Here is a 19,542-nt window from a genome sequence, read left to right on the forward strand (position 1 = left end):
GTCAACCTTCCTGGTGATCGCCAAGTAGTTCGTCATGTTTGATGGTTCAGCTCCGCCGGCGACCCGTCCAGCCCTGCTGGACATCCGCGGCTTGGCCAAGAGCTTCGGTGCGCTGAAGGCGCTCGATGCTGTCGACTTCACGCTGGGTGAGGGCGAGATTCACGCACTGCTCGGCGAGAACGGTGCCGGCAAGTCGACCCTGATCAAGGTGGTTACCGGGGTGTTCGCGCGCGATGCCGGCACCGTGCTGCTTGCGGACCGCGAGATCGCGCCGCGCTCCGCCAAGGATGCGCTCGATGCCGGCATTGCCACCGTCTATCAGGAGGTGAACCTGCTGCCGAACCTCTCGGTGGCGCAGAACCTCTATCTCGGCCGGCAACCGACGCGCTTCGGCGTCGTGCGCGAAGCCGAGATGAAGCGGCGTGCGCATGCGCTGCTGCTGGACTACGGCCTGGACATCGATGTCGGCGCGCCGCTTTCGAGCTACTCGGTCGCCGTCCAGCACATCACCGCCATCGCGCGCGCCGTCGACCTCTCCGCGCGCGTCCTCATCCTCGACGAGCCGACCGCGAGTCTCGACCGCCACGAGGTCGAGATCCTCTTCAAGGTCATGCGCAAGCTCGCGGCTGATGGCATCGGCATCGTCTTCGTCAGTCACTTCCTCGATCAGGTCTACGAGATCTGCGATCGCGTCACCGTGCTGCGCAACGGCCGCCTGATCGGCACGCGCGACATCACCGAGCTGCCGCGGCTCGATCTGATCCGCATGATGCTGGGTCGCGAGCTGGCGGAGACCACCGGCGAGCGTGCGGCGAGCCAGCCCGAGACCGCGCGCGAAGTCTGCGTCAGCTTCAAGGGCTATGGCAAGCAGGGCTACCTCGCGCCGTTCGATCTCGAGCTGCGCCGTGGCGAGGTGGTCGGGCTCGCCGGCCTGCTCGGCTCTGGCCGCACCGAGACGGCGCGGCTGGTGTTCGGCGCCGAGCGCGCCGACAGCGGCGAGGCCACCGTGGACGGCAAGGCCGTAAGGCTGAATTCGCCGCGCGATGCCGCAGGCCTCGGCTTCGGCTATTGCCCTGAGGAGCGCAAGACCGAGGGCATCGTCGCCGATCTGACCGTGCGCGAGAACATCATCCTGGCGCTGCAGGCGCGGCGCGGCCTGCACCGGCCGCTGTCGCGGCGCGAGCAGGACGAGATCGCGCTACGCTACATCCGCATGCTCGATATCAGGCCGCCTGATCCGGAACGGCCGATCGGGCTGTTGTCCGGCGGCAATCAGCAGAAGGCCTTGCTGGCGCGCTGGCTCGCGACGTCGCCAAAACTTCTGGTGCTGGACGAGCCGACCCGCGGCATCGATGTCGGCGCCCATGCCGAGATCATTCGTCTCGTTCGTGAATTGTGCGAGCAGGGGCTGGCGCTGCTCGTGATCTCCTCCGAACTCGACGAGATCGTCACCTATTCCAACCGCGTCGTCGTGCTGCGCGATCGCGCCCATGTCGAGGAGCTCAAGGGCGACGCGGTCGAGGTCTCCAGCATCCTCGCCGCGATCGCCGCCGACAGCGAGCCTGTGCACGAGGCCGCATCATGACGCTCCGCATTCCGCGCCGTGGTCTCGCGCAAGCGCTGGCACTGATCGTGATCCTGATGATCGATCGCGCGGTGTCGCCGCAGTTCTTCAACCTGCATCTGCAGGATGGAAGGCTGTTCGGCAGCGTCATCGACGTGCTCAACCGCGGCACGCCGGTGGCGCTGCTGTCGCTCGGCATGGTGCTGGTGATCGCGACCGGCGGCATCGACCTCTCGGTCGGTGCGGTCATGGCGATCGCGGGCGCCACTGCGGCCAGCCTCGCCGACACCCATTCGCTGCCGGTCGTCATCGGCTCCGCGCTCGCCGTCGGGCTCGTCTGCGGACTCTGGAACGGCATCCTCGTCGCCGTGCTGCGCATCCAGCCGATCGTCGCTACGCTCATCCTGATGGTCGCCGGGCGCGGCATCGCGCAACTCATCACCGAGGGCCGCATCGTCACCTTCACCTCGGCCGATCTGGTGTGGATGGGCAACGGCGCCGTGCTCGGCCTGCCGACGCCGATCGTGATCGCGATCGGCATGCTGCTGCTGACCGCCGGGGTCGTGCGCGGCACCGCGCTGGGGCTCTTGATCGAGGCGACCGGCGGCAATGCGCGCGCCAGCGAGCTGTCCGGCGTCGGCACCCGCGCCATGATCCTGTCGGTGTATATCTGGTGCGGCATCTGCGCGGCGCTCGCCGGCGTAATTGCCGCGGCGGACATCATGGGCGCCGATGCCAACAATGCCGGCCTCTGGCTCGAGCTCGACGCGATCCTCGCGGTCGTGATCGGCGGCACGTCGCTGTTCGGCGGCCGCTTCAGCCTGGTGCTGGCGGTGGCCGGCGCGATGATCATCCAGGCCATGAACACCGGCATCCTGCTGTCGGGCTATCCGCCGGAGCTCAATCTGCTGGTGAAGGCCGTCGTTGTGCTCGCCGTGCTGCTGGCGCAGTCGCCGCGGCTCGGCGATCTCCGGCGATTCACGGCGCGCTGGCGGAGGACCAAGCCATGAAGGCATCGACCTCGGTTGCGATCACCGCCATCGTGCTCGTCGCCGGCTTCGTGCTGTGCGCGCTGCAGTTCCCGAACATCGCCTCGACCCGCGTCGTCGCCAATCTGCTCACCGACAACGCCTTCCTCGGCATCGTCGCGGCCGGCATGACCTTCGTCATCGTCTCCGGCGGCATCGATCTGTCGGTCGGTTCGGTGATCGGCTTCACCACGGTGTTCGTGGCGCTGGCGGTCGAGCGCTGGGGCCTCCCGCCGCTCGCCGCGTTTGCGCTGGTGCTGGTGCTGTGCGCGCTGTTCGGCGCGGCGATGGGCGCCGTCATCCACATCTTCGACCTGCCGCCTTTCATCGTGACGCTCGCAGGCATGTTCCTCGCCCGCGGCGTCAGCTTCCTGCTGTCGACCGAGTCGATTCCGATCACCGCGCCGGTCTACAGCGCCGTCTCCGATTTCGCGATCCGGCTGCCCGGCGGCGGGCGGCTCACCGCGATCGCAATTGCGATGCTGGTCATCCTGGTGTTCTGCGCGCTGCTGCTGCACCTCACCCGTTTCGGTGCCAACGTCTATGCGCTCGGCGGCAGCCGCGCCGCGACCGCCCTGATGGGCATTCCGGTCGGGTCGATGACGGTTCGCATCTATATGCTGTCGAGCGTGCTCGCCGGCCTCGCCGGCATCGTCTTCTCCTTCTACACGGCCGCCGGCTATTCTCTCTCGGCGGTCGGCGTCGAGCTCGACACCATCGCCGCGGTGGTGATCGGCGGAACTCTGTTGACGGGCGGACAGGGCTCCGTCATCGGCACCTTCCTTGGCGTCCTGATCCAGGGCATGATCCAGACCTACATCAATTTCGACGGCACGCTGTCGAGCTGGTGGACCAAGATCGCCACGGGGGTTCTGTTGTTCGTTTTCATTGCGCTGCAACAAGGTCTGATGGCGCTGGCGCGCCGCTCATCCATCAAGCCGGCGGGGGCCAAGCCCGTGGGAGCGAGGACATGACCTCGCAAATCCTCTCGATTCCGACCCGGCGCGCGCACTCCAACCATGCCGAGGTCGCCCGCAGCATCGGCATCGACATCATTTCCGGCCGTCTGGGCGAGGGCACACGATTGCCCGGCGATGCCGAGCTGACGGCGACGTTCGGTGTGTCGCGCCCCGTCTTGCGCGAGAGCGTCAAGACGCTGGTCGCGAAAGGCCTGCTGTCGACCAAGGCGCGCGTCGGCACCGTGGTACGCGGACGCTCGGACTGGAACATGTTCGATCCTGACGTGCTGGCCTGGCATCTCGATGCCGGCATCGACAAGCGCTTCCTTGCCGATCTCGCCGAGATCAGGCTGGCGATCGAGCCGCGCGCCGCGGCGCTCGCGGCGGAACGCCGCAGCGAGGACGATCTCGCCGCGATGGGCGAGGCGATGGCCCGGATGGAGCGTGAGCCGTCGACCTCCGTCGCGTTTGCCGAGGCGGACCTGGCCCTCCACATCGCGATCGCCAATGCGTCGGGCAATCCCTTCATGCGCTCGATCGGCGCCGTCATCGAAGCCGCGCTGCGCGCCTCGTTCGTCCTGAGCGCGCCGGTCGAGACGGCTGATCGCGACACCGTGCTGGTCTGGCACCAGCGCATCATCGACGCGATTGCCGCCGGAGAGCCCGAGGCAGCCTCCGAAGCGATGATCGAAGTCATCTACAACGGCCGGCGGCGCCATGCGCAGTCGGCTGCACGAACGGATCGGGAATGACCAACGACAACGAGAAGAAGACGCTGCGGAGCCAGGCGTGGTTCGGCCGCCAGGACAAGATGGGCTTCTATTATCGCTCATTCCTGAAGAACAGCGGCACGCCGCAGGACCGTTTCGACGGCCGTCCGGTCATCGGCATCTGCAACACCTGGTCAGAGCTGACGCCCTGCAACGGGCATTTCCGCGTCATCGCCGAGCATGTCCGCCAGGGCGTGCTCGACGCCGGCGGCTATCCGCTGGAGTTTCCGGTTTCCTCGCTCGGCGAGGTGACGATGCGCCCGACCGCAATGCTGTTCCGCAACCTCGCCTCGATGGACGTCGAGGAGGCGATCCGCGCCCATCCGCTCGACGGTGTCGTGCTGCTGATGGGCTGCGACAAGACCACGCCGGCGCTGCTGATGGGCGCGGCCTCGGCGGATCTTCCGACGATCGGTGTGTCCGGTGGTCCGCAGCTGCGCGGCGTCTATCGCGGCCAGATCATCGGCTCCGGCACCAACATCATCTCGATGAGCGAGCAACTGCGCGCCGGCGAGATCACGCTCGCCGAGTTCCACGAGGCCGAGGCCGGCATGAACCGCTCCGCCGGCAGCTGCATGACCATGGGCACGGCGTCGACCATGGCCTCGATGGTCGAGGCGCTCGGCATCGGCCTGCCGGAGAACGCCGCGATTCCCGCTGCCGACGCGCGGCGCAATCTGCTGGCGCGCATGGCCGGGCGGCGCATCGTCGAGATGGTGGCCGAGGATCTCAAGCCATCGGACATCCTGACGCGGCAGGCGTTCGAGAACGCGATCCGGACGCTCGCTGCGATCGGCGGCTCGACCAATGCGGTCGTGCATCTGCTCGCGATCGCCGGCCGTATCGGCGTCGAACTGACGCTGGCGGACTTCGACCGGCTGTGCCGCGACGTGCATTGCCTGGTCGACCTGATGCCGTCGGGACGTTTCCTGATGGAGGATTTCTACTACGCGGGCGGTCTGCCGGTCGTGCTGCGCGCGCTCGGCGAACGCGGGCTGCTGCACAAGGAGGCGCGCACCGTCAACGGCAAGACATTGTGGGACAATGTCGCGACGGCGGCCTGCTGGAACACGGACGTGATCACGCCGTTCGAAGCGCCGTTCAAGGCCGAAGGCGGCATCGCCATTCTCAGCGGCAACCTTGCGCCGAACGGCGCGGTCATCAAGCCGTCGGCGGCTTCGCCGGAACTGATGAAGCACACCGGCCGCGCGGTGGTGTTCGAGAGCGTCGAAGAGATGCACGATGCGGTCGATGACGACACGCTCGACATCGACGCCTCCTGCATCATGGTGCTGAAGAATTGCGGCCCGAAGGGCTATCCGGGCATGGCCGAGGTCGGCAACATGCCGCTGCCGGCCAAGCTGCTGCGCCAGGGCGTGCGCGACATGATCCGCATCTCCGATGCGCGCATGTCGGGCACCGCCTATGGCACCGTCGTCCTGCATGTCGCGCCGGAAGCCACCGTCGGCGGACCGCTGGCGCTGGTGAAGAACGGCGACATGATCACGCTCGACGTCGCCGCCCGCGCGCTGCATCTGCATGTCAGCGACGAGGAACTGGCCGCGCGCCGCGCCGCCTGGACGCCGCCTGCGCCGCATGCCGCCCGCGGCTATCAGAAGCTCTATATCGATCACGTGCTGCAGGCCGATCGCGGCGTCGATTTCGATTTTCTCGTCGGCCGCAGCGGCTCGCCCGTGCCGCGCGACAATCACTAGAGGTGCCGCATGACCGCTTCCTCCAGAAAGCTCTACAAGGGCGTCTTCCCGGTCGCGCCGACCGTCTTCGACGCCGACGGCCGTCTCGATCTCGAAGGCCAGAAGCGCGCGATCGATTTCATGATCGACGCCGGCTCGCACGGCATCTGCATCCTCGCGAACTTCTCCGAACAGTTCGTGCTGACCGACGACGAGCGCGATCTCGTCATGACCACGGTGCTGGAGCATGTCGCGGGCCGCGTGCCGATCATCGTCACGACCACGCATTTCTCGACCTTCGTCTGCGCCGAGCGCTCGCGCCGCGCGCAGGACAAGGGCGCCGCGATGGTCATGGTGATGCCGCCCTATCACGGCGCCACCTTCCGCGTGCCCGACAGCTCGATCTACGAGTTCTATCGCGGCGTGTCGGACGCGATCTCGATTCCGATCATGGTTCAGGACGCCCCGGTCGCGGGCACGCCGCTGTCGGTATCGCTGCTGGCGCGCATGGCCAAGGAGATCGAGAACCTCGCCTATTTCAAGATCGAGGTGCCGCGCGCGGCCGACAAGCTGCGCGCGCTGATCGAGGCGGGCGGTGCAGCCATCGAGGGCCCGTGGGACGGCGAGGAGGCGATCACGCTGATGGCCGACCTCGACGCCGGCGCCACCGGCGCCATGACCGGCGGCGGCTATCCCGACGGCATCCGCAAGATCATCGATCCGTATTTTGCAGGCGATCGCGAGGCTGCGGCCGCGGCCTATGAGCGCTGGCTGCCGCTGATCAATTACGAGAACCGGCAGTGCGGGCTTGCGACCTGCAAGATCCTGATGAAGGCGGGCGGCGTCATCCGTCACGACACCTTGCGCAGTCCGCAGCCGGCGATCCATCCGGCGACGCAGAAGGGTCTGATCGAGATCGCGCGCCGGCTCGACCCGGTCGTGCTGCGCTGGGGGCGCTAGAGATGAGCGAGCTTCGTGTCGCCATTGTCGGCTTCGGCAAGATCGCGCGGGACCAGCACGTGCCGGCGATCGCCGCCACCGATGGCGTGAGATTGACGGCGGTGGCGAGCCGCAATGCCTCGCTGCCCGGCCTGCCGCATTTCGGCACCATCGAGGAACTGCTGCGCGACGGTCCCGAGATCGACGCCGTCGCGCTGTGCACACCGCCGCAGGTCCGGCGCGCGCAGGCGCTCGCTGCGCTCGAGGCCGGCAAGCATGTGATGCTGGAAAAGCCGCCGGGGGCCGCCGTCAGCGAGCTCGATCCGCTGATCGCGCTCGCGGCGGCCAGACAGCGCACGCTGTTTGCGACCTGGCATTCGCGCTACGCACCGGCGGTCGAGCCCGCGCGCGAGTGGCTGTCCTCGCGCAAGATCCGCAGCGTCCGCATCGACTGGAAGGAGGACGTGCGCGTCTGGCATCCGGGGCAGGCTTGGATCTGGGAGCCGGGTGGTCTCGGCGTGTTCGATCCCGGCATCAACGCGCTATCGATCCTGACGCGCATCCTGCCCGAGCCGGTGTTCGTGACTGAGGCGGAGCTGGCGTTCCCGTCCAACCGTCAGGCGCCGATCGCGGCCAACCTGTCGCTGACCACGGCCAGCGACCTGCCGATCGCGGCCGAGTTCGATTTCCGCCAGACCGGACCACAGAGCTGGGATATCCGGATCGAGACCGACGAGGGACAATTGAAACTGTCCCTGGGCGGTGCGCGCATGACCTTGGACGATCGGCCGCTGGTCGACGAGAAGGAGCAGGAATATTCCGGGCTCTATCGTCGCTTCGTCGAGCTTGCCAGGACCGGCGCGAGCGATGTCGATCTCGCGCCGCTGCGACTCGTTGCCGACGCGTTCCTGCTCGGCCGCCGCAACATCGTCGAGCCATTCGAGGACTGAGCCATGGTCGAGCAGGCGCGGATCACCCGGGGTATCTTCGGAACGCTGCCGGACGGCCGCGACGTCGAGCGCGTCGTGTTGCGCGGTACCGACGGCTTCGAGGCGCGGATCATCACGTTCGGCGCGGCGCTGCAGGCGCTGCTGGTGCCGGATGCGCGAGGCGCCGTCGACGACGTCGTGCTCGGCCATGACGACCTGCTCAGCTATGTCAAGTTCCGGAAATTTTTCGGCGCCACGGTCGGGCGCTATGCCAACCGCATCGCCGGCGCGCGCTTCACGCTCGATGGCGACGACGTGCGGCTGGACGCCAATGACGGCGCGCACGCGCTGCATGGCGGCCCCGACGGCTTCGACCGCAAGCTTTGGCAGATCGTTGCGGCGGAAGAGGGCGAGCAGCCCTCGGTGACGCTGCTGTATGTCAGCCCGGACGGCGAAGCCAGCTATCCGGGACGGCTCGACGTTCGCGTCACCTATCAGCTGACCGGCCCGATGGAATTGTCCGTCTCGTTCAGTGCCCGCACCACGCGCGCGACGGTCGTCAACCTGACCAATCACAGCTTCTTCAATCTCGACGGCCTCTCAGCCGGCACCGGCATTCTCGATCATCGTCTGACGCTGGCGGCCGATCACTATCTCGCCATCGACGAGACGGCGATCCCCCTGGCCGAGCCGCCGCGCGCCGTCGCCGGCACGCCGTTCGATTTTCGTGACCCGCATCCGGTCGGCGCGCGCATCCGCGCCGACGATCCACAGATCAGATGCGGCCGCGGCTATGACCATAATTTCTGTCTCCGCGACGGCGCCGGCGTGCGTCTCGCGGCGCGGCTGGAGTCGCCGCGGTCGGGACGGGTCATGGAGCTGCTGACCGATCAGCCAGGTCTGCAGATCTATTCCGGCAACTATCTCGATGCGACGACCAGCGGCAAGGGACGCGCGTTCCGGCAGTCCGACGCCATCTGCCTGGAGCCGCAGGCGTGGCCGGACAGCCCGAACCGGCCGGACTTTCCGAGCCCGCACCTGTCACCCGACGATGTGTACGGCCACAGGACCGTGTATCGCTTCTCGACGGCGGGAGCTTCCTGATGATGGAGCAGGTGCCGACCACGATCCTGTGTGCCGAGCGCTGCCATCTCGGCGAGGGGCCGACCTATGATCCCGCGACCGACACCGCCTGGTGGTTCGACATTCGCGAAGGCGTGCTGTTCGAGGCCGGCATCGGCAGCGGCGAGGTCCGCCGCCATGGGCTGGGGCGGATGGCGAGCGCACTCGGCCGCATCGATGCCGACCGCCAGCTGATCGTCGCCGAGGACGGGCTCTACATCCGCACCATCGCCGACGGCGTGCTGTCGCTCTATCGGCCGCTCGAAGCCGACAATCCGGCGACGCGGTCGAACGACTCGCGCGTGCATCCCTCGGGCACGTTCTGGATCGGCACCATGGGCCGCAAAGCCGAGTACGGCCTGGGCGCGATCTACGCGCTGCATCGGGGCGAAATCATCCGGCTGTTCCCCAACGTCACGATTCCCAACGCGATCTGCTTCTCGCCGGACGGTTCGGTCGGCTATTTCGCCGACACCGACGAGAACGTGCTCTACCGCGTCGCGCTCGACCTGGAGACGGGCCTGCCGCGCGGCGAGCCCGAGGTGCTGCTGCGCCATGCCGGCGTCGGCGGGCTCGACGGCGCCGTCGTCGATGCCGAGGGCCGGATCTGGAACGCGCGCTGGGGCGGCGGTTGCGTCGACGTCTATAGCCCGCAGGGCGAGCATCTGCGCTGCATCGCGGTTCCCGCCAGCCAGGCGAGCTGCCCGGCCTTCGTCGGCTCCGACCTGTCGCGCCTGCTGGTCACCTCGGCCTGGCAGGACATGGACGAGGCGGCCAAGGCGGCCGATCCCGGCCACGGCCAAACTTTCCTGCTGGATGTCGGATGCCGCGGCCGCGCCGAGCCCGACGTCAAGCTCTCCACCTGAGAGGAGGAACAATCAGTCAAGCGTGGTTCAGCCTAACAGCTATCTGGTATCGAGATAAGCGATCGCGTATTCATTGTCCAAATTCGAAAATCCAAAGGGAGTGTAGACATGCTGAAGATGAAGACCATCATGGCCGCCGCGTTGGCCGGCCTCGGCGCGGTGGCGCTGTCCGGCGCCGCAATGGCCCAGAGCAAGGGGACCGTCGGCATCGCGATGCCGACCAAGTCCTCGGCACGCTGGATCGACGACGGCAACAACATCGTGAAGGTGCTGAAGGATCGCGGCTACAACACCGATCTGCAATATGCCGAGGACGACATTCCGAACCAGCTCTCGCAGGTCGAGAACATGGTCACCAAGGGCGCCAAGGTGCTGGTCATCGCGGCGATCGACGGCACCACGCTGTCGGACGTGCTGAAGCAGGCCAAGGCCAAAGGCATCACCGTGATCGCCTATGACCGCCTGATCCGCGATACGCCGAACCTCGACTATTACGCGACCTTCGACAACTTCCAGGTCGGCGTGCTGCAGGCGCAATCGATCGTCGACAAGCTCGGCCTGAAGGACGGCAAGGGGCCGTTCAACATCGAGCTGTTCGGCGGCTCGCCGGACGACAACAACGCCTACTTCTTCTACAACGGCTCGATGTCGGTGCTGCAGCCCTACATCGACTCCGGCAAGCTCAAGGTCGCCTCCGGCCAGATGGGCATGGACAAGGTCGCGACGCTGCGCTGGGACGGCGCCACCGCCCAGGCCCGCATGGACAACCTGCTCAGCGCCTATTACGGCAACAAGCGTGTCGACGCGGTGCTGTCGCCCTATGACGGCCTCTCGATCGGCATCATCTCGTCCCTGAAGGGCGTCGGCTATGGCAGCGGCAACCAGCCGATGCCGGTCATCTCCGGCCAGGACGCGGAGGTGCCGTCGGTCAAGGCGATCCTGCGTGGCGACCAGTACTCGACGATCTTCAAGGACACCCGCGATCTCGCCAAGGTCACCGCCGACATGGTCGATGCCTCGCTGAGCGGCAAGGAAGTCACGGTCAACGACACCAAGACCTACAACAACGGTGTCAAGGTCGTGCCGTCCTACCTGCTCAAGCCGGTCGTGGTCGACAAGAGCAATTGGGAGAAGGTCCTGATCGAAGGCGGCTACTACAAGAAGTCGCAGGTCGAGTAATCACGATCGGCCGGCGAGCGCGGTCATGCGCTCGCCGGCCACTCTCGTCCGAGTGAGCTCCAGTGTTGCGGGATACAAGGCGATGACGGCAATCCTCGAGATGCGTAGCGTCAGCAAGAGCTTCGTGGGCGTGCAGGCGCTCCGCGACGTCAGCTTCACGGTTTCGGCGGGCGAGATCCACGCCCTCGTCGGCGAGAACGGCGCCGGCAAGTCGACGCTGATGAAGGTGCTGAGCGGCGTCTATCCGTACGGCCGCTACGAGGGCCAGATCATTTTCGAGGGCGAGGAGCGGCGCTTCCGCGACATCAATGATTCCGAGGCGCTCGGCATCATCATCATCCACCAGGAACTCGCGCTGATCCCGCTGATGTCGATCGCCGAGAACATCTTCCTGTCGCATGCGCCACAGCGCTTCGGCGTCATCGATCGCGACGAGGTCTACCGGCGAACGCAGCAATTGCTCGCCCAGGTCGGTCTCAAGGAATCGCCGGACACCCTGATCACCGATCTCGGCGTCGGCAAGCAGCAGCTGGTCGAGATCGCCAAGGCGCTGTCCAAGCGGGTCAAGCTCCTGATCCTGGACGAGCCGACGGCGAGCCTCAACGAGGCCGACAGCCAGGCGCTGCTCGATCGCCTCGTCAGCTTCCGCGAGCAGGGCATCTCCTCGATCCTGATCACCCACAAGCTCAACGAGGTCGCCCGCGTCGCCGACCGCATCACCGTGCTGCGCGACGGCCGCACCGTCGATAGCATCGACTGCCGCGCCGAGCCGGTCCTGGAGGACCGGATCATCAAGAGCATGGTCAATCGCGACATGGCGCATCGTTTCCCGGAGCGCCAGCCCAAGATCGGCGAGCCGGTGTTCACGGTCGAGAACTGGTCGGTCTATCACCCGCAGCATCCCGACCGGCAGGTGATCAAGAATGTCGACTTCACGGTGCGCCGCGGCGAGATCGTCGGGATTGCCGGCTTGATGGGCGCGGGGCGGACCGAATTCGCCATGAGCCTGTTCGGCCGCTCCTGGGGCGTGAATATCACGGGCCGCGCGCGTCTGGAGGGCCACGACGTCCAGCTCACCAGCGTGCCCGCGGCGATCGATGCCGGCCTTGCCTATGTCACCGAGGACCGCAAGCAGCTCGGCCTGATCCTGGCCGACGACGTCCGCAAGAACATCACGCTGGCCAGCCTCGCCCAGGTCGCGCCGAAGGGGGTCATCGACGACATCGCCGAGCTCAAGGCGGCGTCCGGCTACCGCGGCCGGATGCGGATCCGCTGCTCGGACGTCTACCAGGAGGCCGGCCAGCTCTCGGGCGGCAACCAGCAGAAGGTGGTGCTGTCGAAATGGCTGATGACCGATCCCAAGGTGTTGATCCTGGATGAGCCGACGCGCGGCATCGACGTTGGCGCAAAATACGAGATTTACTGTATCATCCAGGAGCTTGCCGATGCGGGCCGGGGTGTCGTCGTGATCTCGTCGGAGATGCCCGAACTGCTCGGGATCTGCGACCGCATCTGCGTGATGAATGACGGCGCCTTCGTCGGCGAGTTCGCCGGGGAGGATGCGACGCAAGAAAAGATCATGCGCGCCATCATGCGCAACGAAGCCATCAAGAACCAGGAGACGGCCGCGTAAGCGGTCGGGAGGACGCCAGCAATGACCGACAAGACGGTTTCGCTCCCGGAGGAGAAGTCGCACGGCGGCTTCCTGAAGAACAATCTGCGCAGCTATGGCATGCTGCTGTCGCTGTTCGTGATCATGCTGTTCTTCCAGTTCATGACCGACGGCACCCTGCTGCAGCCGCTCAACCTCACCAATTTGGTGCTGCAGAACAGCTACATCGTCATCATGGCGCTCGGCATGCTGCTCGTGATCGTGACCGGGCACATCGACCTGTCGGTCGGCTCGGTCGCCGGCTTCGTCGGCGCCGTCGCGGCCGTGCTGATGGTGCGCTACCACGTCGACTTCCCGCTCGCGATCATTGCCTGCCTGATCGTCGGCGGCGCGATCGGCGCCGCGCAGGGCTACTGGGTGGCGTATTTCGGCATTCCCTCCTTCATCGTCACCCTGGCCGGCATGCTCGTGTTCAAGGGGCTGGCGCTGGCGCTGCTGCAGGGGCAATCGGTCGGGCCGTTCCCGGCCACGTTCCAGAAGCTGTCGTCAGGGTTCATTCCGGAGCTGATGTCCGGTGCCGGCAATCTCAATCCGACGTCGCTCGCGATCGGCGCCGTGCTGACGCTCATCCTGGTCTATGCCAGCGTCAAGGGCCGCGCGCGCGAGGTCGAGCATGGCATCGAGGTCGAGCCGTTCGCCTTCTTCGCCGCGAAGAATGTCGTGCTTGCCGGCGCGCTGCTCTATTTCACCTATCTGATCGCCTCGCATCGTGGCCTGCCCAACGTGCTCGTCATCATGACCGCGCTGATCGCGCTCTATGGCTTCATGACGCGGCGCACCGTGGTGGGCCGGCAGATCTATGCCGTCGGCGGCAACGCCAAGGCCGCGAAGCTGTCGGGCATCAAGACCGAGCGGCTGGTGTTCCTGACCTTCGTCAACATGGGCGTGCTGGCGGCGCTGGCCGGGCTGATCTTCGCCGCCCGGCTCAACACGGCCACGCCGAAGGCCGGCCTCGGCTTCGAGCTCGACGTCATCGCGGCCTGCTTCATCGGCGGCGCCTCGGCCTATGGCGGCGTCGGCCGTGTCGGCGGCGCGGTCATCGGCGCGATGATCATGGGCGTGATGAACAACGGCATGTCCATCCTCGGCATCGGCATCGACTATCAGCAGGTCATCAAGGGGCTGGTGCTGCTCGGCGCCGTCTGCATCGACGTCTACAACCAGCGCCGCTGATCGGCGCCACGATCGCCTGTCACGGGCTCCAGACGGCCGGCCGCCCATGGCGGACCGGCCGTTCTGTTTTCCATGGGTCTGACCCGGACCATGGCCCGCGCAATGATCATCCGATCGTGCACATCAGGGCGGGCCCGGCGCGGAGACGAGCCCATGGTGTCCCTTGTCGTCCGGGCGGCAGTCACGATCGGTTCCCCTCATCGGCGCGTTTCCATCAGCCTCGGCGAACGCGCCGAGTTGATGGCGCATGCTCGCATCCGCAAGCAGGATGTGGAGAGGTCGATGCAGCCGGAAATGTCTGGTCGTCGCTGTCCGGCCCGATGCGTCATCGCGACGGAGCGCCGTGCCGATGGTAAGCACGCACAGGTAGAGCGACAGTAATATTACGGCTCCCATATTTAACATTCCGACAATCGCTTTCCAATCAATTTGAACGACAAAGGTCGGATGATCGAGTGAATCGAGGTCGGTGTGTTGCCGGCGGCGTCTTCGCGCCTCCAGCCGGCGCTCAGCAGTGCATGGATATGACGACGATGACCGACGCGAATCCGACGGCTGACTCCGGCGCGACCGACGACGCGCAGGTCGCTCATGTGCTGTCGTCGATGCTGGACCTGACGCAGGCGGCGCATTTGCGTGACGAGATGGTCAGGATCGCGGGCCGCGGCGGCATCGTGCTCGATGCGAGCGGAGTCGAGCGGATGTCGACGCCCTGCGTCCAGATCCTGCTGGCCGCCGCCCGCGGCGCGCAAGCCGCCAACAAGCCGTTCAAGATCACGCAGGCATCCGAGCTGTTCCTGACGGCGCTCGCCGAACTGGGACTTCAGGACGAGTTCGACAATTGGATGGAGTGACATGACCAAGCGAATTCTGGCAGTCGACGATTCGAAGACCATGCGCGACATGGTGACCTTCACCTTGAAGAAGGCCGGCTTCGATGTGGCGGAAGCCGAGGACGGCAAGGCCGCGCTGAACGTGCTCACCGGCGGAAAGTTCGACCTGATCATCACGGACCTGAACATGCCGAACATGGACGGGATCTCGCTGATCAAGAACGTGCGTGCCGGCAGTCAGCATCGCGGCGTGCCGATCCTGATCCTGACGACCGAGAGCGATGGCGCGAAGAAGGCCGACGGCAAGGCGGCCGGCGCGACGGGATGGCTGGTGAAGCCATTCAATCCCGAGCAACTGATCGCGACGGTCAACCGCGTATGTCCGTAACGCCCGAGCCAGAGACTTATCCCGTCGCGCAGTTCCGCAAGACCTATTTCGAGGAATGCGCGGAGCTGCTCGACGCCCTGCAGGCGAATCTCGAGCTCTTGTCCAGTGGGCAGGAGGATGGCGAGACGCTGCACGCGATCTTCCGGTCGGTGCATTCGATCAAGGGAGGAGCGGGCGCCTTTGGTTGCACCGACCTCGTGGCGTTCTCGCACACGTTCGAGAGCCTGCTCGACGCCCTGCGTGATCACAAGATCGGCGCGAGCCAGGAGATCAAACAGCTCTTGCTGCGCGCCAGCGACGCGCTGGCCGACATCGTGCATGCGGCGCGGCTCGAGCAGCAGCTGCCTGCCAATTTTGCGGCAGACATCAGCGCTGCCATGCGGGACGCGCTCCAGGGCGCGGGCCAGGCGATCGACGTCCCGGCCGGGTCCGTCGCGGTCGAGGCGAAATCGCTCGGCGAGCAGAAATATCGCATCCGGTTTCGGCCGCATACCGAGATGCTGAGGAAGGCGAACGAGCCGCTGTTGCTGATCCGCCAGCTGCGCAAGCTCGGCCTGCTCACCACCGAGGTGGACAGTTCCAGCCTGCCGGCGCTCGACGCGATGGATCCGGAGGCGTCCTACTTCAACTGGACGTTCATTCTGGACACGGCCGTGCAGCGCGGCGCCATCCAGGACGTCTTCGAATTCGTCGAGGATGATTGCGATCTCGAGATCGAACTGATCGAAGCGGCCACGAGTTCGGTGGACGTCGCCGTCAGCGACCCAGGCAGCGCGACCGCGGCCGTCGTCGCCGCGGTCAGCGTGGCGCAGTCGATCCGCGTCGACGTCGACAAGGTCGACCGGCTGGTCAATCTGGTCGGCGAGCTCGTGATCAGCCAGGCGATGCTGACCGAACAGGGCCTGTCGTTGCCGGCCGACAAATATCCGCAGCTCATCCAGGGAATCGAGGCGCTGGCCCAGAGCGCGCGCGAGCTGCAGGAAAGCGTGATGGCGATCCGCGCACAGCCGGTGAAATCGGTGTTCGCGCGGATGCCGCGGATCGTGCGCGAGCTCGCGGCCACGCTGGGCAAGGAGGTGCGCATCGTCACCTCCGGGGAGATGACCGAGATCGACAAGACGGTCATCGAGCAGCTCAACGATCCGCTGACCCACATGATCCGCAACGCGCTCGATCACGGCATCGAGCCTCCGGCCGAGCGCGCGGCGGCCGGCAAGCCGCGGCAGGGCACGATCCTTCTGTCGGCTGCGCAGCGCAGCGGCCGCATCGTCATCGAGGTGTCGGACGACGGACGCGGCATCAACCGCGACAAGATCCTGGCCAAGGCCAGGGCGCGCGGGCTGGTGCCCGCCGGGGCCAACCTGACCGACGACGAGATCGACAATCTGATCTTCCTGCCGGCGTTCTCGACCGCCGAGGTGATCACGAGCATATCGGGACGCGGCGTCGGCATGGACGTCGTCAAACGCAACGTGCAGGCGCTGGGCGGGCGAATCTCGGTGCGCTCGCGCTTCGGCCACGGCTCGTCGTTCACGCTGTCGCTGCCGCTCACGCTCGCGGTGGTCGACGGCATGGTCGTATCGGTGGGACGCGAGACCTTCATCATCCCGCTGGTCGCCATCGTCGAGAACCTGCGTCCGCAGGCCGCCGAAATCCATCCGGTCGTCGGGCGCGGGCACGTTCTTGCGCTGCGCGGCGAATATCTGCCTCTAATCTATCTGCATCGCGTGTTCTCGATCGGCGGTGCGATCGACGATCCCTGCCGCGGCATCGTGATCATCGTGCAGAGCGAGAGCGCCGGCCGCGTCGGCATCGTCGTGGACGAACTGCTCGGCCAGCAGCAGGTCGTCGTGAAGAGCCTTGAGGCCAACTACGAACCGGTCGAAGGCATCAGCGGCGCGACGATCCTGGGCAATGGCCGGGTCGCCCTCATCCTGGATGTCGCCCGGCTGCACGAGACCGACATCCGCGGCACGGCCGCACGGCTGCCCCCGCCGGACGATTCGAGACCCGAACCCGCAAAGGACATGATCCATGCAGCCTGACAACAAGCCGGCCGCGCAGTTCGGCCAGGACGCGGCCGTCAGCGAAAACGTGCAGCAGTTCATCACCTTCACCCTGGGCGAGGAGGAATACGGCATCGACATCATGGTGGTCCGGGAGATCAAGGGATGGACCGAGACGACGATGATCCCCAATTCGCCGGCGCATGTGCGGGGCGTGATCAATCTGCGCGGCATCATCGTGCCGATCTTCGACCTGCGCGCCCGGTTCGGCACCGGCGTGACCGTGCCGACCAACATGCACGTCGTGATCATCGTCGCGGCGGGAACGCGAACCGTCGGCCTTCTGGTCGATACCGTCTCCGACATCATCTCCGTCGATCCCAAGGAGATCCGCGACGTCCCGGACATGGGCATGCCGATCGAAGATCAGTTCCTGCAGGGCCTGGTCGCGATCGAGGATCGGATGGTCACGCTGGTGTCGCTGTCGGGATTGTTCGGAATACCCTCAGAGTCAGCCAAACGTCCAGCTCTTCAGGCCGATGCGGCCGCCGCCTAACCCCCAAGCCAATTTTGCGAGATCGTCATGAGCGACACCTACGAGGACAACATCATGCAGGACTTCACCGCTGACGGCGCCCCGGGCGATGACAGCGCGAAGAAAAAGGCACGGCCGCGCAGCAGCAGGCCGCGGCCATCAGCCAAGGCCGCGCCCGCCGCGGACCGCGCGCCGGCGCGCGACGGCCAGATGGCCGACATCGTCGCACAGCTCGCGGCCATCAAGCGGTCCCAGGCGGTGATCACCTTCGCGCTCGACGGCACGATCCTCGATGCCAACGACAATTTCCTGAACGCGCTGGGCTATTCGCTTGCCGAGATCAAGGGCCAGCATCACTCGATGTTCGTCGATCCGGCCTATCGGCAGAGCCACGAATATCGGATGTTCTGGGACAAGCTCGGCCGCGGTGAATACGACGCCGGCCAGTACAAGCGCATCGGCAAGGGTGGCCGCGAGGTCTGGATCCAGGCTAGCTACAATCCGATGATGGACTCCAAGGGGAAGCCATATCGCGTGGTGAAATGCGCGACAGACATCACCGAGCAGGTGATGCGCAATGCCGATTTCAGCGGCCAGATCGCGGCCATCAGCAAAGCGCAGGCGGTCATCGAGTTCACGATGGACGGCAAGGTTCTCAATGCCAACGAGAACTTCCTGAATACGCTCGGCTACACGCTGGGCGAAATCAAGGGCCAGCATCATTCGATGTTCGTCGATGCCGCTTATCGCAGCTCCAACGACTATCGCATGTTCTGGGACAAGCTCGGTCGCGGCGAGTATGACGCCGGCCAGTACAAGCGGATCGGCAAGGGCGGCAAGGAGGTCTGGATCCAGGCCAGCTACAACCCGATCATGGGGCCGGACGGCAGGCCGTTCAAGGTCGTCAAATACGCGACCGACATCACCGAGGAGGTCATCCGCACCGCCGATTTCAGCGGCCAGCTTGCCGCCATCGGCAAGGCGCAGGCGGTCATCGAGTTCACGATGGACGGCAAGGTGCTCAATGCCAACGAGAACTTCCTGAACACGCTCGGCTATACGCTGGGCGAGATCAAGGGCCAGCATCATTCGATGTTCGTCGATGCCGCCTATCGCAGCTCCAACGACTATCGCCTGTTCTGGGACAAGCTCGGCCGCGGCGAGTACGACGCCGGGAAGTACAAGCGCCTGGGCAAGGGCGGCAAGGAGGTCTGGATCCAGGCCAGCTACAATCCGATCCTGGGCCCCGACGGCAGGCCGTTCAAGGTCGTCAAATACGCGACCGACATCACCGAGGACGTCATCCGCAACGCCGATTTCAGCGGCCAGATTGCGGCCATCGGCAAGGCGCAGGCCGTCATCGAATTCACGATGGACGGCAAGGTGCTCAATGCCAACGAGAACTTCCTGAACACGCTCGGCTACACGCTGGGCGAGATCAAGGGCCAGCATCATTCGATGTTCGTCGATGCCGCCTATCGCAGCTCCAACGACTATCGCATGTTCTGGGACAAGCTCGGTCGCGGCGAGTACGACGCCGGCCAGTACAAGCGGATCGGCAAGGGTGGCAAGGAAGTCTGGATCCAGGCCAGCTACAATCCGATCATGGGGCCGGACGGCAAGCCGTTCAAGGTCGTCAAATACGCGACCGACATCACCGAGGAGGTCATCCGCAATGCCGATTTCAGCGGCCAGATCGCGGCTATCGGCAAGGCGCAGGCGGTCATCGAGTTCACGATGGACGGCAAGGTGCTCAATGCCAACGAGAACTTCCTGAACACGCTCGGCTACACGCTGGGCGAGATCAAGGGCCAGCATCATTCGATGTTCGTCGATGCCGCCTATCGCAGCTCCAACGACTATCGCATGTTCTGGGACAAGCTCG

The 19,542-nt window shown here is 65.8% G+C and carries 18 protein-coding genes; all 18 read left to right on the plus strand.

The features are described 5' to 3' along the window. The first annotated feature begins 34 nt into the window (after positions 1-34). Positions 35-1,585, plus strand: a complete 1,551-nt coding sequence (locus ACQR1B_RS21725; RefSeq protein ID WP_434833589.1) for a sugar ABC transporter ATP-binding protein — start codon at positions 35-37, stop codon at positions 1,583-1,585. Further along, positions 1,582-2,574 carry an ABC transporter permease gene (locus tag ACQR1B_RS21730; RefSeq protein WP_434833590.1) on the plus strand — a complete coding sequence of 331 codons (993 nt, stop codon included), beginning with the start codon at positions 1,582-1,584 and terminating at the stop codon, positions 2,572-2,574. The genes ACQR1B_RS21725 and ACQR1B_RS21730 overlap by 4 nt, the downstream gene beginning before the upstream one ends. Next, positions 2,571-3,566, plus strand: a complete 996-nt coding sequence (yjfF, locus tag ACQR1B_RS21735) for a galactofuranose ABC transporter, permease protein YjfF (protein WP_434833591.1) — start codon at positions 2,571-2,573, stop codon at positions 3,564-3,566. The genes ACQR1B_RS21730 and yjfF overlap by 4 nt, the downstream gene beginning before the upstream one ends. Next, positions 3,563-4,303 (plus strand): FadR/GntR family transcriptional regulator, encoded by a 741-nt coding sequence (locus tag ACQR1B_RS21740; RefSeq protein ID WP_434833592.1) that lies wholly within the window; start codon positions 3,563-3,565, stop codon positions 4,301-4,303. The genes yjfF and ACQR1B_RS21740 overlap by 4 nt, the downstream gene beginning before the upstream one ends. After that, entirely contained in the window at positions 4,300-6,036 is a 1,737-nt protein-coding gene (locus ACQR1B_RS21745; RefSeq protein ID WP_434833593.1) for an IlvD/Edd family dehydratase, read from the plus strand. Before ACQR1B_RS21740 ends, ACQR1B_RS21745 begins: the two co-directional genes overlap by 4 nt. A gap of 9 nt (positions 6,037-6,045) precedes the next feature. Then, on the plus strand, positions 6,046-6,975 hold the full coding sequence (locus tag ACQR1B_RS21750; RefSeq protein ID WP_434833594.1) for a dihydrodipicolinate synthase family protein: 930 nt from the start codon (positions 6,046-6,048) through the stop codon (positions 6,973-6,975). Positions 6,976-6,977: 2 nt separating this feature from the next. Beyond that, positions 6,978-7,904, plus strand: coding sequence for a Gfo/Idh/MocA family protein (locus tag ACQR1B_RS21755; protein ID WP_434833595.1), 927 nt, complete (start codon positions 6,978-6,980; stop codon positions 7,902-7,904). A gap of 3 nt (positions 7,905-7,907) precedes the next feature. After that, positions 7,908-8,987: an aldose epimerase family protein gene (locus ACQR1B_RS21760; RefSeq protein WP_434833596.1), complete on the plus strand. Its 1,080-nt coding sequence runs from the start codon at positions 7,908-7,910 to the stop codon at positions 8,985-8,987. Positions 8,988-8,989: 2 nt separating this feature from the next. Beyond that, a complete protein-coding gene (locus tag ACQR1B_RS21765) occupies positions 8,990-9,871 on the plus strand; it encodes an SMP-30/gluconolactonase/LRE family protein (RefSeq protein ID WP_434833617.1) in 882 nt (293 codons plus the stop codon). Between the two features lie 108 nt (positions 9,872-9,979). Next, complete coding sequence (chvE, locus tag ACQR1B_RS21770; RefSeq protein WP_434833597.1) at positions 9,980-11,050, plus strand: multiple monosaccharide ABC transporter substrate-binding protein; 1,071 nt, start codon at positions 9,980-9,982, stop codon at positions 11,048-11,050. Between the two features lie 82 nt (positions 11,051-11,132). Next, positions 11,133-12,683, plus strand: a complete 1,551-nt coding sequence (gene mmsA / locus ACQR1B_RS21775) for a multiple monosaccharide ABC transporter ATP-binding protein (RefSeq protein ID WP_434833598.1) — start codon at positions 11,133-11,135, stop codon at positions 12,681-12,683. A 21-nt stretch (positions 12,684-12,704) separates the two neighbouring features. Further along, positions 12,705-13,895, plus strand: coding sequence for a multiple monosaccharide ABC transporter permease (mmsB, locus tag ACQR1B_RS21780; protein ID WP_434833599.1), 1,191 nt, complete (start codon positions 12,705-12,707; stop codon positions 13,893-13,895). A 153-nt stretch (positions 13,896-14,048) separates the two neighbouring features. Further along, positions 14,049-14,276 carry a hypothetical protein gene (locus ACQR1B_RS21785; RefSeq protein WP_434833600.1) on the plus strand — a complete coding sequence of 76 codons (228 nt, stop codon included), beginning with the start codon at positions 14,049-14,051 and terminating at the stop codon, positions 14,274-14,276. A 152-nt stretch (positions 14,277-14,428) separates the two neighbouring features. Continuing rightward, entirely contained in the window at positions 14,429-14,749 is a 321-nt protein-coding gene (locus ACQR1B_RS21790) for an STAS domain-containing protein (protein WP_434833601.1), read from the plus strand. Between the two features lies 1 nt (position 14,750). After that, positions 14,751-15,116, plus strand: a complete 366-nt coding sequence (locus ACQR1B_RS21795; protein ID WP_434833602.1) for a response regulator — start codon at positions 14,751-14,753, stop codon at positions 15,114-15,116. Beyond that, positions 15,107-17,161, plus strand: coding sequence for a chemotaxis protein CheA (locus tag ACQR1B_RS21800; protein WP_434833603.1), 2,055 nt, complete (start codon positions 15,107-15,109; stop codon positions 17,159-17,161). The genes ACQR1B_RS21795 and ACQR1B_RS21800 overlap by 10 nt, the downstream gene beginning before the upstream one ends. Continuing rightward, on the plus strand, positions 17,151-17,678 hold the full coding sequence (locus tag ACQR1B_RS21805) for a chemotaxis protein CheW (protein ID WP_434833604.1): 528 nt from the start codon (positions 17,151-17,153) through the stop codon (positions 17,676-17,678). Before ACQR1B_RS21800 ends, ACQR1B_RS21805 begins: the two co-directional genes overlap by 11 nt. Before the next feature lie 54 nt (positions 17,679-17,732). Beyond that, positions 17,733-19,542 (plus strand): PAS domain S-box protein (locus ACQR1B_RS21810; protein WP_434875133.1); only part of this gene is annotated, 1,810 nt, incomplete at its 3' end.

This window comes from Bradyrhizobium oligotrophicum, assembly GCF_051168495.1.
GTDB classification, from domain to species: Bacteria; Pseudomonadota; Alphaproteobacteria; order Rhizobiales; family Xanthobacteraceae; genus Bradyrhizobium; species Bradyrhizobium oligotrophicum_A.